The 15938-nt window shown below is 68.1% G+C and carries 13 protein-coding genes; 5 read left to right on the top strand and 8 right to left on the bottom strand.

The features are described from left to right. Positions 1-54 precede the first annotated feature (54 nt). Complete coding sequence (locus AC56KW_RS21720; protein WP_497172731.1) at positions 55-675, top strand: TetR/AcrR family transcriptional regulator; 621 nt, start codon at positions 55-57, stop codon at positions 673-675. 321 nt (positions 676-996) lie between these two features. Here the strand turns inward: AC56KW_RS21720 and AC56KW_RS21715 are convergent, their stop codons facing one another. Both AC56KW_RS21715 and AC56KW_RS21710 read right to left on the bottom strand, forming a co-directional pair. After that, positions 997-1662, bottom strand: a complete 666-nt coding sequence (locus tag AC56KW_RS21715; RefSeq protein WP_497172730.1) for a PRC-barrel domain-containing protein — start codon at positions 1660-1662, stop codon at positions 997-999. 366 nt (positions 1663-2028) lie between these two features. Then, positions 2029-3054 carry an SDR family oxidoreductase gene (locus AC56KW_RS21710; RefSeq protein WP_497172729.1) on the bottom strand — a complete coding sequence of 342 codons (1026 nt, stop codon included), beginning with the start codon at positions 3052-3054 and terminating at the stop codon, positions 2029-2031. A gap of 195 nt (positions 3055-3249) precedes the next feature. Here AC56KW_RS21710 and AC56KW_RS21705 point away from each other — a divergent pair, with 195 nt between their 5' ends. Beyond that, a complete protein-coding gene (locus tag AC56KW_RS21705) occupies positions 3250-4839 on the top strand; it encodes a mechanosensitive ion channel family protein (RefSeq protein WP_497172728.1) in 1590 nt (529 codons plus the stop codon). A gap of 66 nt (positions 4840-4905) precedes the next feature. Here the strand turns inward: AC56KW_RS21705 and AC56KW_RS21700 are convergent, their stop codons facing one another. Together AC56KW_RS21700 and AC56KW_RS21695 are read right to left on the bottom strand one after the other, a co-directional pair. Further along, positions 4906-5883, bottom strand: coding sequence for a Bug family tripartite tricarboxylate transporter substrate binding protein (locus AC56KW_RS21700; RefSeq protein ID WP_497172727.1), 978 nt, complete (start codon positions 5881-5883; stop codon positions 4906-4908). Between the two features lie 232 nt (positions 5884-6115). Beyond that, positions 6116-6757, bottom strand: coding sequence for a DUF4230 domain-containing protein (locus tag AC56KW_RS21695; RefSeq protein WP_497172726.1), 642 nt, complete (start codon positions 6755-6757; stop codon positions 6116-6118). A gap of 120 nt (positions 6758-6877) precedes the next feature. On the opposite strand from AC56KW_RS21695, the gene AC56KW_RS21690 reads away from it, so the two are divergent. Beyond that, positions 6878-7573, top strand: coding sequence for a class I SAM-dependent methyltransferase (locus AC56KW_RS21690; protein WP_497172725.1), 696 nt, complete (start codon positions 6878-6880; stop codon positions 7571-7573). On the opposite strand, the gene AC56KW_RS21685 is transcribed toward AC56KW_RS21690, so the two are convergent. The 4 genes from AC56KW_RS21685 to hepT form a co-directional block, all read right to left on the bottom strand. Beyond that, entirely contained in the window at positions 7557-10394 is a 2838-nt protein-coding gene (locus AC56KW_RS21685) for an Hsp70 family protein (RefSeq protein WP_497172724.1), read from the bottom strand. The genes AC56KW_RS21690 and AC56KW_RS21685 overlap by 17 nt on opposite strands. Then, positions 10391-12247, bottom strand: coding sequence for an Hsp70 family protein (locus AC56KW_RS21680; RefSeq protein ID WP_497172723.1), 1857 nt, complete (start codon positions 12245-12247; stop codon positions 10391-10393). Before AC56KW_RS21680 ends, AC56KW_RS21685 begins: the two co-directional genes overlap by 4 nt. Continuing rightward, on the bottom strand, positions 12244-12840 hold the full coding sequence (locus AC56KW_RS21675) for a DUF2760 domain-containing protein (protein ID WP_497172722.1): 597 nt from the start codon (positions 12838-12840) through the stop codon (positions 12244-12246). Before AC56KW_RS21675 ends, AC56KW_RS21680 begins: the two co-directional genes overlap by 4 nt. An 87-nt stretch (positions 12841-12927) precedes the next feature. After that, entirely contained in the window at positions 12928-13440 is a 513-nt protein-coding gene (gene hepT, locus AC56KW_RS21670; RefSeq protein WP_497172721.1) for a type VII toxin-antitoxin system HepT family RNase toxin, read from the bottom strand. A 149-nt stretch (positions 13441-13589) separates the two neighbouring features. Between hepT and imuA the strand changes: the two genes are divergently transcribed. Both imuA and AC56KW_RS21660 read left to right on the top strand, forming a co-directional pair. Continuing rightward, entirely contained in the window at positions 13590-14297 is a 708-nt protein-coding gene (gene imuA / locus AC56KW_RS21665; protein WP_497172720.1) for a translesion DNA synthesis-associated protein ImuA, read from the top strand. After that, on the top strand, positions 14227-15885 hold the full coding sequence (locus AC56KW_RS21660; protein WP_497172719.1) for a Y-family DNA polymerase: 1659 nt from the start codon (positions 14227-14229) through the stop codon (positions 15883-15885). The genes imuA and AC56KW_RS21660 overlap by 71 nt, the downstream gene beginning before the upstream one ends. Positions 15886-15938: the final 53 nt, after the last annotated feature.

Below are 15938 nucleotides of genomic sequence, written 5' to 3'. Positions count from 1 at the left end.
ACCGCACCGGCACAAACTCCTTGTGGTTTCGCACGCATGTGCTAAAGTTCTGGCATGAATACCACCGCCAAGAGCGAAGCTACCTATGCTGCCATCCTCGATGCCGCGGTCGGGATGGCGTCGACCGACGGCATCGGCCGCCTGTCGCTGGGCGAGCTGTCCAAGCGCACCGGCATCAGCAAGAGCGGCGTCTTTTCGCGTGTCGGCTCGCTCGAGGCCTTGCAAGCGGCCGTGCTCGACGAGTACGACCGCCGCTTTTCCGACGAGGTCTTCCTGCCGGCGCTGCAATCGCCGCGCGGCTTGCCGCGCCTGTCCGCGCTCGTCAACCTGTGGCTCAGGAAGATCGCCGGAGAAACCGCGCGCGGCTCCTGCCTCTACACCGCGGGCGCCTTTGAATTCGACGACATCCCGATGCCGCATCCGCTGCGCGAGCGCATCGAGGCGGGCGTGGTGCGCTGGCGCGCGTCGATCCGCAAGACGGTGCTGCAGGCGATGCAAGCCGGGCACCTGCGGCCCGACACCGAACCCGAACAACTGGTATTCGAGATCTACAGCCTCGTGATCGGCGTGATGCACGATGCCCGCTTCCTGCGCGACGAAGGTGCACCCAAGCGGGCGCAGCGCGCGTTCAACCGCCTCATTTCTACCTACCGAAGTTTCAGCGACCTGGAATAAGGTCACGGCCGGGCCATGCCCGGCTTTTTTTGATGTATTTTCGCACATCCGTGCGAAATAGGGTTTTTCACAAGGAGTCGATCATGTCCGGATTATGGTTACTGGTGGTGCCCCTGGCCGGCCTGGCAGGGTATCTGGTACGCGACGCCGTGCGCAGGGTTCCGCGCTCGAACGAGGATTTCGTGTTCTGCTGAACGGCTGGCGCGGCGCTGGTGATGGCGGGAGGGGACGGCGGGAGGGACGGCGGGAGGGACGGCGGGAGGGACGGCGGGAGGGACGGCGGGTGCGCCGCCCTCTCGCATCACGGCATGACGCCCGGCCTCAACCGATATTGCTGCCCCGGAGCCGGCTGATATCCGCATCGTCGCCCAGGTTGCCGGCGCGCGGGTCGGTGCTGCTCCCCGGTCCCTGGTTCGCCCGCGAATCGCCCATGCCGGCGCCCGCGTCGCCCAGGCTGCCGGACCCGGCATGCGCCGAACCCATGCTCGCGCCTGCTGTGCCGCCGGCATAGGTGCTGCTGCCGGTGCCGGCGCCGCCCACCATGCCGCCCGTCGGCACGCCCGGCCCCATGGTCGGCGCGCCCGAACGGTTCGGGTCGGTGCCATAGAAACTATGGATGCCGCTCGCCCAGGAGAGGTCGCTCATGTCCGGCCAGGCGTCCTTGTCGAAGCCCGGCGCCGACTTGAGGCGGTCCTTGTCGACGTTGAGCACGAAGCGGTGGTTGACGGTGTCGAGATGCAGTGCCTGCCAGGGCACGGCGAACAGCTTTTCGCCGACGCCCAGGAAGCCGCCGAAGGCCAGCACGGCATACGCCACCTGGCCGGTCTGCATGTCGAGCATGATTTCCTTGATGTCGCCCAGGTCTTCCTCGGCGGCGTTGACGACGCTGTCGCCGATCAAGGTGTCGGCGCCCATCAGGGACGGTCCCGGACCCGAATTCTTGCTGTCCTTGTAGATGCCGTATTTATCGCGATCTGCGTAGCCCATATGTTCCTCCTTGTCTATTGACGTTGCGAACAATGCGACAGTCATCCCAACTGAGGCAGACCATCGCCCTACGAAGGGATCATGATAGGACGCTCGCGGTTCGAGGCGCGCGCGCTAGCGTCCGGCGGCCTGGGCGCTATGCGAGGCAGCGCACAGATCAGCCAGCGAGGTATGGCTAATCTGCCAAGCTATGTCTAGGAGGAAAATGAGATGACGGTCATTTCACGTTGCACCAACGCCGGCCCACTTGGCCAGCTGATCCGTACTCGGTCATTTGCTTCGCTGCTGGCGCGCCTGCTGCGTCGCGCTTGAGCCATCCGCCCGGCAGCGCGTGGCGGATTGGCAATCCCATGCATAAGTGAACGCTTACGGCTGTCCGCCGCCGCCCGCCGCGCCATAGACGTGGCCGGTGGTATAGCTTGCCTCGTCCGACGCCAGCGTGACGTAGATCGTCGCCAGCTCGGCCGGCTGGCCCGGACGCTTCATCGGCGTCTCTTCCCCGAACTTCTGGCGACCCTCCGGTGAGTTGCCGCCCGCCAACTGCAGCGGCGTCCACACCGGCCCTGGCGCCACCGCATTCACCCGGATTCCCTTGGCCGCCATCTGCTTGGCCAGCGACTTGGTGAACGCCACCTCGAAGGCCTTGGTGCCTGAATAGTCGAGCAGTTTCTCGGGCGGATCGTAGGCTGTCTGCGACGCGGTATTGATGATGGCGGCGCCGGCCGACATGTGCGGGATCGCCGCCTTGGTGATCCAGAACACCGCATAGACATTGGTCTTGATGGTCCAGTCGAACTGCTCGCTGGTGATGTCGAGGATCGAGTCGTTGTTTTGCTGGCGCGCGGCGTTGTTGACCAGGATGTCCAGGCCGCCCAGTTCGCGCACCGCCGTCTCCACCAGCTTCTTGCAGAAGGCCTCGTCGCGAATATCGCCGGGGATGGCGACCGCCTTGCGGCCGGCATCGCGGATCAGCTGGATGACTTCGCGCGCATCCGGTTCCTCGGCCGGCAGGTAGCCGATGGCGACGTCGGCGCCTTCGCGCGCATAGGCGATCGCGGCGGCGCGGCCGATGCCCGAGTCGCCGCCGGTGATCAGGGCCTTGCGTCCCGCCAGGCGGCCACTGCCGCGATAGGTGGTTTCGCCATGGTCGGGGCGCGGCGTCATCTTGCTGGCCAGGGCCGGCCAGGGCTGGTCCTGCTTGGGGAAGGGCGGCCGTGGATAGCGCTTGGCCGCTTCGCGCGCGGCGCCCGGCGCCGGCTGGTTGCCGCCTCCGGCCTGCTGGGCAAGGGCCGGGACGGCGGCGGCCGACGCGGCCACGCCGGCGGCGACGGTACTGACGAAACGGCGGCGCGACGGGGTCACGCCTTCTGGCTTCTGGTCTTCCGAACTCATGTTCGCTCCTTGATGGTGTGGGAGGCCGCCGGTTGGCGGTCCATCGGTGGCAAGGATGTTATTCGTTATCGAAACGGCATGGAACACGGTAGCTTGCAGGCAAGAGTGAAGACCAGACTGTTGTAACGGCATGCGTTGCCCGCGGAAAAGAAGTGTTCTGGGGTAACATTTCGCCTTTACCGATTTTGTGTGCCCATGGCGATCATCCGAGCCCTTCTTGCCATTCTCCTGCTGGCGCTGTTCCCCCTTGCCTGGGCTGTCCAGCCCGACACGCAGCCCGCTACCATTGCGGCGGCGGCCCAGCCGGCCGTGCGCGCCGATTTCACGGTCGCCACCCGCAGGGTCTTCGCGTTCCGTGCGACGCTGGCCGGCCACGCGCCGCAAGACCGCCTCGAGGCGGCCCAGCGGCGCCTGGACCGGGTCCTGGCAGGCAAGGGCCCGCAGCGTACGGCGGTCAGGCGGTTGGCGGAGGGCAGCCAGGTGCTGCTCGACGGCGCGCCGCTGTTCCTGGTGACGCCGGGCGACATCAACGCGCTGGCCGGCGACACGCCGCAGGACGTGGCCGAGGACAGCGCGCAAAAACTGGAGCGCGCCCTGGCCGCGCGCCGCGAGGCGGGCGACCCGCGCGTGCTGGTCGAAGCGGCGGCGCTGTGCGTCGCCGCCACCCTGGCGTATGTGTTCGTGCTGCGCGCGCTGGTGGCCTTGCGCAGCGCCGTCAAGAGCCGCTTCGAGCGCCTGCTCGGCGTGCGGCTGGCGCGGGTGAGCTTTCGCAATGTGCGCCTGCTCGACGCCCAGCTCTACGTCGGCTTCCTGCGCCAGGTGACGATGGCGGTGGTGTGGAGCCTGCGCCTGCTGGCCACCTATATCTGGATCAGCTTCCTGCTCGGTGAATTCGCCTACACCCGCAGCTGGGGCGAGTGGCTCAAGGGCTACCTGGTCGAGCTGGCGGTCGGGATCGGCCAGTCGATGGCGGCCGCGATTCCCGGCCTGCTGGTGGTGCTGGTGATCGCGGCGCTGGCGCGCCTGGTGATGCTGACCGCGGCCTCGGTGTTCAAGCGGGTCGAGAGCGGCGAACTGCAGGTCGGCTGGCTGGACCGGGACACGGCGGCGCCGACCCGGCGCCTGGTCAACCTGGTGATCGGGCTGTTCGCGCTGGCGATGTCCTATCCCTACCTGCCGGGATCGCACACCGCCGCCTTCCAGGGCGTGACGGTGCTGGCCGGCCTGATGGTGTCGATCGGCGCCTCGAGCATCGTCGCCCAGGGCGCGGCGGGCCTGATCCTGATGTACACCCGCTCGCTGCGCAAGGGAGAATATGTGCGCGTGGGCGACAAGGAGGGCACGGTGGTCGACATGGGCATGTTCGAGACGCGCCTGCGCACCGGCAGCGGCGAAGAGGTCCTGATGCCGAACGCCTGGGTGCTGTCGAACACCACCAGCAATTTTTCGCGCGATGGGGTGGGCGACGACGGTTTCGTCACCGAGGTCAAGGTGACGCTCGCCTACGAGACGCCGTGGCGCACGGTGCACGGGTTGCTGGAGCAAGCGGCCGCGGCAACGCCAGGGATCGCAGCCGACCCGAAGCCTTTCATCGTGCAGTCGGCGCTGTCGGATTTCTACATCGAGTACCGGCTGTGCGCCCATTCGCCGGCGGCCAGCCCGCGTGCGCGGGCCGAGGTGCGCAACAGCCTGCACCAGAGCGTGCTGGACGTGTTCGATGCGGCCGGTGTCGGGCTGACGTCGTCGCACTTCCATCGCGTTACCGTGACGGAAAGGCTGGCCTGATGCAAAAAACGGGTGACCGGCCATGCCGGATCACCCGTTCTTGCTGGTACTGCCAGTTCGCCTGGATCAGTCGACGGTCGCGCCGCTGTCCTTGACGATCTTCGACCACTTGGCGCTTTCGGCCTGGACGAACTTGGCGAAGTTCTCAGGCGAATCGCCCACGAACTCGGTGCCGGTGTCGGCCAGCACGCGCTGGAAGTCGGGCTGCTTCATGACTTTCTGCGATTCGGCATTGATCTTGTCGACGATGGCCTTCGGGGTCTTGGCCGGCACGAACAGGCCGTACCAGGCGTAGGACTCGATGTTCAGGCCCGCTTCGGCGAAGGTCGGCACGTCCGGCAGCAGCGGCGAGCGCTTGTTGCCCGAGATGGCGATCGGCTTCACCTTGCCGCTCTTGATGTGCGGCATGATCGCGATGGTGGAGTCGAACATGACCGGGATATGGCCGCCCAGCAGGTCGGAAATCGCCGGGGCCGAGCCCTTGTACGGCACGTGCACCATGTCGAGCTTGGTCACGCCGCGGAACAGTTCGCCGGTCAGGTGCTGCGGGGTGCCGTTGCCGGCCGACGCATACGAGAACTGGCCGTTCTTCGACTTGATGTGGGCCAGCAGTTCCTTGACGTTCTTGGCAGGGACCGATGGGTGGGCGACCAGCACCAGCGGCGCGCGCAGCAGGTTGGTGACCGGAATCAGGTCTTTCGACGGCTCGAAGGCCATCTTCTTGTACAGGCTCGGGTTGATCACGATCGGCGCGCTCGAGGTGATCAGGAGGGTCTGGCCGTCTGGTTTGGCGCGGGTCACGGCCAGGGTGCCGATATTGCCGCCGCCGCCGCCGCGGTTATCGATCACGAACGATTGTTTCAGGCCTTCGGTCAGGCCTTTCGCCAGCGGACGCGCCGCGATGTCGGACGGGCCGCCGGCCGGCCATGGCACGACCACGGTCACGTTGCCGGTCGGCCAGTTCTGGGCGAAGGCGCTGGTGGAGAGAACGGTTGCTGCGAGGGCGAAGACGAGGGATTTTCCTTTGGACGGGAAGACTCGCATGGTTTTGTCACCTATATAGTTGATTATGTTGCGAATTATTCGCGAATTTTAGATAACCTGCCGAAGCGATTTTACACGAATGGTCATGCGGATTGCGTACGTAGTAGTACGTGCAGCGCGCCTGCCCCATAGGTGCCGCCGGTCTTTGCGTCCGAAGGCTGAAATGGAATATACAGGCTTTTTCGTGGCTGGCGCCATCCTGTCCGGCCAGCCGCGGCAACGGCTTGAGCGCTCACGGGCTGGCGCGAGACAGCGCTTCCCACACGATATGGGGCGTCCATCCGGTGGCGCTCAAGGTCGCCTGCATGACGGCGGCCGCGTTCTCTTTCGCCGTATTGAGTACGCTGGGCTGGCTGCAGGCCGCCTGCACCGCCTTTTGCGCCGACGCCAGCGCGTTGTTCATCGCCGTGGTGCGGGTCTGGGCCGAAGGGATGAAGGCTTGCAGTCCCTGCTCGGTAACCGCGTAGAAGTACGAGCCGCCGCGGGCGCGCGTTTCGTGATTGAGGCGTGCCTGCAGCGGGGCGGGCGGCGGCAGCACGATGCTCAAGGTGCGCGCGCGTTCGTCGATGTCTTCGTAGCGCGCCTGGCGCAGGTCGGTCGCGACCGTGCAATCGCCGCGCGCGACCAGCAGCACGCGGGTGCTGCCCAGGCGCACCTCCCATTGCGACCACGGGATGTCGACGGCGTTGGGCTGCGTGAACTCGATGACGTCCGAATAGTTCATCCTGAGCGAGACCAGGTGGCCCATCTTTTCCAGCGACACCAGCGGCGGCGGGGGCGTCTCCTGCTCGGCCGGCTTCTTGATGAAGGCAAAGGTGATGGCGGCTGCCATGACGGCGACGAGCAGGATCGGCAGGTGTTGCGGTGATTTCATGGACGGCGGTCGCTTACATGGGCTGAAAACCCGGCAAGTCTACTGGATGATCGCGCCGGCCGCCGCCAGCCTGCGCAATGCATGGTCGCCTCGGGCATAATGCTCGCCAAAGGAGGCATCATGAGCGTTCTTACCGATGCAGCAATCCTCGCATCCTGGTCGCGCAACGCGAATCCATGGACCAGCGCAGTGCGCGGCGGCGATATCGAAAGCCGCACCTTGGTGACCAACGCGGCCATCGTCGATGCGGTGCGCGCGCATACGCCACGTACCGGCGTCGATCTCGGCTGCGGCGAAGGCTGGCTGGTGCGCGCGCTGCCAGAAGTGCGGATGGTCGGGGTGGATGCGGTCGATGGCCTCGTCGAGCAGGCGCGCGCCGCCGGCGGCGGTGACTTCCGCGTGCTGTCGTACGAACAGATCGCGGCCGGCGAACTGGCGCTGTCGGTCGACGTCGCCATCGCCAATTTCTCGTTGATCGGCAAGGAAGCGGTCGAGGGCCTGTTCGCCGCCGCGCCGAGCTATCTGCGCAAGGGCGGGAAGCTGGTCGTGCAAACCGTGCATCCCGTGATGGCTTGCGGCGACGCGCCCTATGCCGATGGCTGGCGCGCCGGCAGCTGGGCCGGTTTCAGCGACGACTTCCAGGATGCGCCGCCCTGGTACTTCCGCACGATCTCGAGCTGGATCGCGCTGTTCGAGACGCACTGCCTGCGCGTTCTCGAGATGCGCGAGCCGCTGCATCCGCGCACCGGCAAGCCGGTGTCGCTGATCCTGGTGGGGGAACTATCCGAACAGGCGCCGGTCAGCGCAGCAGCTTGAGCCCCGGCGGCAGCGCATCGCCCAGCAGGCGCGTCTCGACGGCCTGGTCCAGCTCCACCACTTCGCGCACCATCGCCGTCCACATCGGCGGCGCGCCGCTCGCGGCCAGGCGCCGCAGCACGTCCGCGCGCATTTCCTCGCTGATATCGCGCGAGCGGTCGCCCGTCATGCGCGCAATGTGGGCGGCGGCGAAGCCGGCCGGTTCCACCTTGCGCCAGTCGAGTTGCAGGAGGGTGCGCAGCCAGGTCTCGGCCACGTCGGGCGGCGCCACTTCGTGGGCGCTCGACTGGAACGACTGGCGCGCGCCGACGCGGCCCAGGGCCCACAGGTAGCGGCCATGGCGCGCCATGGCGCGCGCATCGAGCTTGCCGGTGGAAGGGATGTCGTCGATCTGGCCCAGCAGCCATGCGCCGATTTCCGCCTTGTAGGCCGACGGGATGCGCTCGAGCGAGGCGCCGACGCGCAGCATGTCCTCTTCGCTGCCGTCGACCAGGGTGACGGGACGGCGTCCGCGTTCGGATTCATCGGCCTGCAGGTTGAAGGCGAAATCGTCCAGCACGCGCAGTTGCGCCTCAAGCGACAGGCCGCCCGCGACGCGCCGCCACAAGGTCCACCACTCGGCGCGCACCTGGCTGTCCTTGTGGTGCTGGACGCCGCCCTCGAACATCGCCCACAACTGTTCCATGCGCCATTCGTCGAGCGGATGGCCGAAGCCGGGACGCAGGCTGTAGCCGGCCAGGTTCAGCCAGGCGCGCTCGTGCTCGACCGAGCGGCGCCGGCCCTTCGCGCGCGCCAGCAGCGCGTCGAACAGGCGCCGCAGAAGGGGCGTGGTCCAGCGTTCGCGCGCGCCCAGCAGGTGTTCCAGGCCGGCGCGCAATTGCTTGACTTCCTTCGGGTCGACCTGTTTCGAGCGGGCGCCGAACACGCGCTCGATCTTGTCGATCGCGGCGTCGAGTTCGAGTGGCAGCGCTTCGTCCTGCGCCTCGCTGCCTTCGTCGTCGTTGTCATTGCTGCGCAGCTGGAAGGCGAGCTGCCAGCGCCGGCTCCCGTCCTCGGCGACGCAATGCACGTCGAGCGTGCCGACTTCGCTCAGGGTCGTCACCAGTCGCACCGGGACCTCGGTCGGGGCGCCGCGCGCGGCGCGCAGCACGGTGGCGATTGCCGGCAGGCGCACCACGTCGGAGGTGTCCAGGTCGACCAGGTCGCCAGCTTGCGGCGGGGCGCCGCTGTCGGCGATGGTCGATACCAGGTGGAAGCGCACCGGTCGGCCCACGCGCAGCGCGAAGCTGCGATCGGCCAGCGCCACCTCGACCGCGGCGGGTGTGCCGCGCGGGAGCAGGCACACGGTGCGCAGCCGGTCTGTCCGGGCCTCGCCATCGAGCAGCAGATAGTAGCTGCGCGCGGCGCCGCTCTCGATGGCCGGGGCCAGGCCCTGGCGCGCCAGCGTATAGGCGACGGCGCCGCGGGCGACGGCGATGTCGGGGTTCTCGTTGTGCAGGACGCGCACTGGCTGGCTATTGTCCTCCTTGCGCCATGCCGTCAAGGTATCGACCAGCCGCTGCGCCAATGCCGCGCCGCGAAATACGCCGCCGTTGAGCAGGATGGTGTCGGGTACCGGCGGCATGCCGTCGTCAGGCAGGCCGAGCGCCGAGCGCGCGGCGGCGGCGTGCTGGCGCAGGAAGCCCGCCAGGTGGCGCGTGACGGCCGGGTCGCTCGCATACGGCAGGCCGAATTCGACGATCCCCGCGCGCGCGCGTTTCGCCTCCTCGCGCGCCGCGTTGAGCGGGAAGAAGCCGTCCAGCACGATGCGTTCGATGTCCTCGCGCCGCAAGTCGGCCTTGCGGCTGGCACCGATCAGGCGGCTGCCGGCGCCGAGCAGGGTGACGCTGACGTGGCCAGGTGCATCGTCGGCCAGCAGCCGTTCTTTCGCGGCGCGGCAGCGTTCGGTGAGCTGGGCCAGGCGCGCGCTCGACAGGCGGGTGCGCGTGGCGTCTTCGCCGGCTTGTTCGGCCATGCGCGCTTCGACCAGGTGGGCCAGCGCCAGGTCCATATTGTCGCCGCCCAGGATCAGGTGGTTGCCCACGCCGATGCGGGTCAGCGTCGGCTCGCCATCCCTGGCTTCGACCTTGACCAGGCTGAAGTCGGTGGTGCCGCCGCCGACGTCGGCCACCAGCACCAGGCGCGCGTCACCCAGGTCTTGCTGCAAATTCGCGCGATGGCGGTACAGCCAGTCGTACAGCGCGGCCTGCGGTTCTTCGAGCAGGCGCACGTCCGGCAGGCCGGCCTGCTTCGCCGCCTCCAGCGTCAGCGCACGCGCGCCTTCGTCGAACGAGGCGGGGACCGTGAGCACGATCTGCTGGCGCTCCAGCGGCTGCTTGGGGAAGCGGGTGTTCCAGGCGGCGCGCAGGTGCGCCAGGTAGCTGGCGCTGGCCACCACCGGCGACACCTTGGGCACCTCGCTATCGGCGCCCCAGGGCAGGATCGGCGCCATGCGGTCGACGCCGGTATGCGACAGCCAGCTCTTGGCGCTGGCCACCAGGCGTCCCGGCGTGGCCGCGCCGAGCACGCGCGCCAGGCGGCCGAGCGCGACGTGCTCGATGCCGGCGACGTCTGGTGTATTCCAGGGTAGTTGCAGTTCACCGGGCGCGAGTTCATCCGCGCCCGGGTGGTAGCGCATCGATGGCAGCAGCGGCGCGCCGGCGACTTCGCCGGGGGCCACCAGCTGGTCGATCGGGAACAGCTCGATCGCGCCCTTGCCATCGCGGGCAAAGGCCAGCACCGTATTCGTGGTGCCAAGATCGATGCCTACCAGGTACGTCACTGTACGTCGGAAGCAGTACGAACGTCGAACTCGACCTTCCAGCGCTGGCCGTCACGGGCGACAGCGGCCAGCTCCAGCGTGCCGGCATCGGTTGCCAGCGCGTGCAGCTTGACCTGCACGACGTCGCCGGCGACGCGGCCTTCGGCCGGCAGCGTGGCCTGGATCTCGTTGAGCTCCTGCAGCTCGTCAGGGCCCCAGAATTCGAGCACCTCGCCGATACGGTCCTGGCGACGCACGGTCGAACCGAAGAAGCGGAAGGTGACGGGTTCGCCGATCACCAGGCCGAATTCCTGGCCCGGCAGTTCGAGTTCGCTGCCTTCTTCCATGCCGAACGGCGCCACGCACAGCGCTTCCAGCGGCGGCTCCATGCCGGGAATCGCCGGCATCGACGACTCGACGCCGACATAATAGGAGCGCGCCGTGCCGCCGCGGATGCGCACGCCGCCGCCGCGCCGCGCGTAGCTGAAATAGGCGGCGCCGCGGGCGACGGCCAGATCGAGATCGGCGCCTTCGAGCATGCGCGCCGGTTCAGCGCCTTCCATGTACAGCCAGTCGTTGATGGTGTCCATCACGCGCTGGGCCAGGATGCTCGATTTGAACACGCCGCCGTTGAACAGCACCGCGCTCGGATGCAGGAAGGTGTGTTCCGCATTGACGCGGCCCTGGAAACCTTCGAGTTCGGCGGTGGCGCCGGCCTGGCGCGCCAGGAAGGCGGCCAGGTGGCGCGTGATCGCCGCGTCCTGCGCATACGGCAGGCCGAGCTGGGTCAGGCCGGCGCGGGCGCGCACGGCAGGGCGTGCGGACGCTTCCACGCGCGGGAAGAAACCGTCCGTGATGAAGGACGTGACTTCCTCGCGCGTGAGTTCGGTGCGGATCGAACCGCCGATCAGCTTCGAGCCGCGGCTTGGCACCACGATCGGCCAGGTGGTCGCGTTGGGGTCGGCCAGCAGGTGTTCCTTGGCGCTGCGGCAGCCGTAGGTGAGGGAGCGCATCTGCCAGGCGTCGAGTTGCGTGCCGTTGGTGGCGAGTTTGCGCGCCACGAAGTGGGCCAGCGCCAGGTCCATATTGTCGCCGCCCAGCAGGATATGGTCGCCCACCGCCACGCGGTGCGGTTCGAGCTTGCCGTCGCGCTCGAGGATCGCGATCAGCGAGAAGTCGCTGGTGCCGCCACCGACGTCGACCACCAGGATGATGTCGCCCGGCTGCACTTGCTTGCGCCAGCGGCCGCCGCTGCCCTGGATCCAGCTGTACAGGGCCGCTTGCGGCTCTTCGAGCAAGGTCGGGGCGAAACCGGCCTGGCGCGCCGTTTCGGCGGTCAGTTCGCGCGCGGCCGGATCGAACGAGGCGGGGATGGTGACCGTGACCGATTGCTGGTCGAACGGCGCCTCGGGGTGCGCCGCGTTCCAGGCCTGGCGCAGGTGTTCCAGGTAGCGGGTCGAGGCGGCCAATGGAGAAACGCGCGGCACTTCTTCGGGCGCGTCCTGCGGCAGGATCGCGGCGCGGCGGTCCACGCCCGGGTGGCACAGCCAGCTCTTGGCCGACGACACCAGGCGGATCGGCGTGGTCGCACCGCGGCTCCTTGCCATTTCGCCGGCGACCGCGGGTTCGTCGTTGACGCTCCACGGCAGGGCGCGTTCGCCGGCCGGCATCTCGTCGGGGTGCGGCAGGTAGAGAAAGGACGGCAGCAGCGGCAGCGCCTCGATCGTGCCGGGGGCGGTCAGCTGCGGGATCGGCAGCACGGCGTCGACCGCCTTTTCGCCGTCGCTGGCCTGCAGGTCGACATAGGACAGGGCGCTGTGCGTGGTGCCGAGGTCGATGCCGATGGCGTAGCGTGGATCGTTTGGATTGCTCACAGTTCCACCTCCGCCGGGGCCAGCACGCGCGCGTCGTGGCTCTCGGCCAGTTGCGGCAGGGTGACCGTGGCCGCGCGCCAGCCGCGGTGGCTCAGGGTGCCGGTGAACGGCGCCTTGCCGACCACGTTGCCGGTCAGGCGCACGCTGGCGGCGTCGAAGCCTTCGGCCAGGGTGACGCGGCTGCCTTCGGATTCGAGGCGTACCGGTTCGATCGTGAAGTGCTCGCGCAGCACGCGCGCGCAGCCTTCGTGCACGACGCGGGCGGCGGCGCCGATGTCGGCGTCCGAATAGCCGGAGAGGTTTTCATGGGCGAAGTCGATCAGGCGCGCTTCGCGCTGGAATAGGCTCAGCAGTTGCAGGGCCGAATCCGGCGTCGGGGCGCGCAGCGGGGCCGCGGTGGGCGCGGGCGTCGGGGCCGGCGTTGGCGCGGGAGCAGGGGCCGGCGGTGGCGTCGGGACGGCGGTAGCGGTCGGGCCGACGCCGTCGTCGCGCACGCGGGCGGCGAATTCGGCGTCGCCCAGCGACTTGAACAGGGCGCCGAAGGCGATCGAAAGACGGCTGAAGAAGCCGGGCAGATTGGAAGGTTGGGTCATTTTTTCTTCGTGATCAGGTGCGGGATGGCTGCCTGTCGTGTCGGACGACTGGCGGGACCATCCCCGGAAAATGGCGCATGATACCAGTTAGCGAACGGATGGCGCGCGGGTGGCCTCTGAGCCGACCTCGCGCGCACCACCCAGCAGGGCGGCCGAATAATCGGTGAAATCGTCGAGGCCGCGCTTGATGATCGTCACCAGGGCCGGCAATGGGGCCGCCTGGTAGTCCCATTCGGCGCGGCAGAATTCGCCGGTGCGCTTGAGGTCTTCGGCCAGCACGGGGGCAATCCAGCCATGTTCGGCCAGCAAGGTGATAACGTCGCGCTCGTCCTGCGGCAGGCCAAGGCGGGCGGTGCCGATCACATGGTCGCCCATCTCGATCGCCGCTTCCCAGGCGCGCAGTACGTTGAGCGTGGCCGCGTCCTGGCGCGTGACGTCGTCGGGGAAGGTGTTCGGGTCCTTTTCGTATTCGTCGCGGGCGCGCCGGCAGCAGCGTTCAATGATGGCGGCCTTGCCGACCAGGATGTCGTCGTCCATGGCGTCCTCGTGGTTGTCGTCCTGTGCAAGCAAATCAGATGGCGCCTGAACGCCAATAAACAAGCGCTTCTCCTGCATTGTATGGCTTTCTGGACACCTTTAATTTTAGTCAATACCAATCCCCCAACTGGTATAGCCAAATTGAATAGATCTTGCCAAACCCGGATTCAGATAGTACTGTACGTTTATACAGTATTTGTTTGATAAGGCCTATGAATCACTCAGCCATTCTTGCCGCACCAGAGGCAGTGCACCCATCGCTGTGGCGCGCGTCGCAGCTGGCCCATGCCGACACGCGCTGCATCGACACCGGCCACGCGACGCTCTCGAGCCAGCTTCCCGACGGCGGCTGGCCCAGCGGCACGCTGATCGACCTGCACCTGCAGCAACCCGGCATCGGCGAAATGCGCCTGCTGCGTCCGGCCCTGGCCGCCTGCGCCGAGCGCCGCATCGTGCTGCTGCAGCCGCCCCATCCACCCCAGGCCCTGGCGCTTGCCGCGCTCGGCCTGGAGCCGTCCCAGTTGTTATGGCTGCGCACGACGCGCACCGCAGATTCGCTATGGGCGGCCGAGCAGGTATTGCGTAGCGGCAGTTGCGGCGCCTTGCTGTTCTGGACCAACCAGGTGCGCAACGACAGCCTGCGCCGCCTGCACCTGGCGGCGCAAGGTGGCGAAACGCTGTTTTTCATGCTCCGCCCGCTGGCCGCGGCGCAAGACGCATCTCCCGCGCCTTTGCGTCTTGCGCTGCGGCCGGCGGCCGGCGGCATGAACATCGACTTCGTCAAACGTCGGGGACCGCAGCGCGAGGCGCCGCTGTTCCTTCCTCTTGGTTCTTCACTATTGCAACGTCATGCGCCTCTGGATCGGCCTGTATTTGCCCCAGCTACCGCTCGAGGTCTTCAGCCCACGCTGGTGCAGTGATGCCGGCAGTGACGCCGGCAATGACGCCGGCAGAGCGTCGCGCAGCGGGCCCGGCAGCGAAGCAGGCAATGCAGCTGGCGGCGCCATCGGCGGTGCGGCCGGCAGTGCGGCCGGCGGCGATGGCAAAGGCGGCGATGACAATGGCGGCAATGGCGGCAATGGCGAAATAAGCCGCGGCCGCGGCAGCGTCGTCCTCGAGCAGGAGCGGGTGATGGCCCTGTCGCCGGCGGCGCGCGCTGCCGGCGTGCAGATCGGCATGCGCCGCGGCGGCGTGCTGATGCTGATGCCCGAGGCGCGCATCGAGCTGCGCAGCCACGAGCGCGAGGCCGAAGCCATGGGGGCGGTGGCCATGACGATGCTGCAGTACACGCCGCAAGTGGCCCTGGCCGCAGAGGCGACCTTGCTGCTCGATATCGGCGCCAGCCTGCGCCTGTTCGGCGGCATCCGGCGCCTGTGCGAGCGGATACGCGCCAATATGGCGGCGCTCGGCTTCACGGCCTGCATCGCCTGCGCACCGACTGCGCGCGGGGCCTGGCTGCTGGCGCGCCGCAATGCGGGCCGCGCCTTGAAAATGGCTACACTGGTGCGGCGCCTCGACCGCTTGCCGGTGAGCCTGCTGCCGCCGGCGCGGCCATTCGCCGGCTGGTTCGAGGGCATCGGCTGCCGCCGCCTGGATGAGCTGCGGCGCCTGCCGCGGCCCGGCCTGCAGCGGCGCTGCGGCCGCGAGTTGCTCGACATGCTCGATGCCGCCTATGGCTTGAACACCGAGTTGTTCCAGTGGGTTGCGCCGCCCGAGCGTTTCCAGGCGCGGCTCGAGCTGTTCGACCGGCTCGAACAGGCCGACCTGCTGCTGGCCGGCGCCCACCGCCTGGTGCTGCAGATGACCGGCTGGCTGTGCGCGCGCCAACTGGCGGTGGAGCGCATCCGGCTGTCGCTCGAGCACGAGCGCGGCCGCCTGGCGCGTCCGCCGACCCTGGTCGACGTCGCGCTGGCCGAGCCCACCTGGCGCGACGAACACCTGCTGCGGCTGCTGCGCGAGCGCCTGGCCAAGCTGGAACTCGCCGCACCGGTGATCGGCATCGGGCTCGAAGCGCAGCAATTGCAGGCGATGGCGCCGCCGACCGGTTCGCTGTTCCCCGATCCCGGCGGCAGCGAGGAAGACCGGATGCGCATGATCGAGCTGCTGGTGGCGCGCCTGGGGCCCGAGAACGTCCTGCAGGCGCTGCCGCTGGCCGACTACCGTCCAGAGGTGGCCAACGCCTGGGTGCCGGTGCAGCAAAAAGTGAGCGCATCGGCCCGCGCGGCGCAAATGCCGCCCGACGTGCACAGCCTGCCGCGTCCGAGCTGGCTGCTGGCCAAGCCGATTGCGCTGCTGATACGCGACCACCGGCCGTTCTACGGTTCGCCCTTGCGGGTGGCGTCCAATCCAGAACGCATCGAGGCCGGCTGGTGGAGCCAGACGCAAACGCGCGACTATTTCATCGCCGAAGGCCAGGACCATGCGCTGTACTGGATCTACCGCGAGCGCATCAACGGTACGGGCGAGGATGCGGCGCCGCGCTGGTTCCTGCATGGCTTGTTCGGCTAATGGCGCGGGAAGGCTGCCCAGCAACCGCATGCACCATCTTGCATATCCGCACC

It is taken from the genome of Telluria sp. RT2P19, from assembly GCF_059685725.1.
Note: the sequence above shows the minus strand (reverse complement) of the source record. Positions and strands in the feature narration are given on the sequence as shown.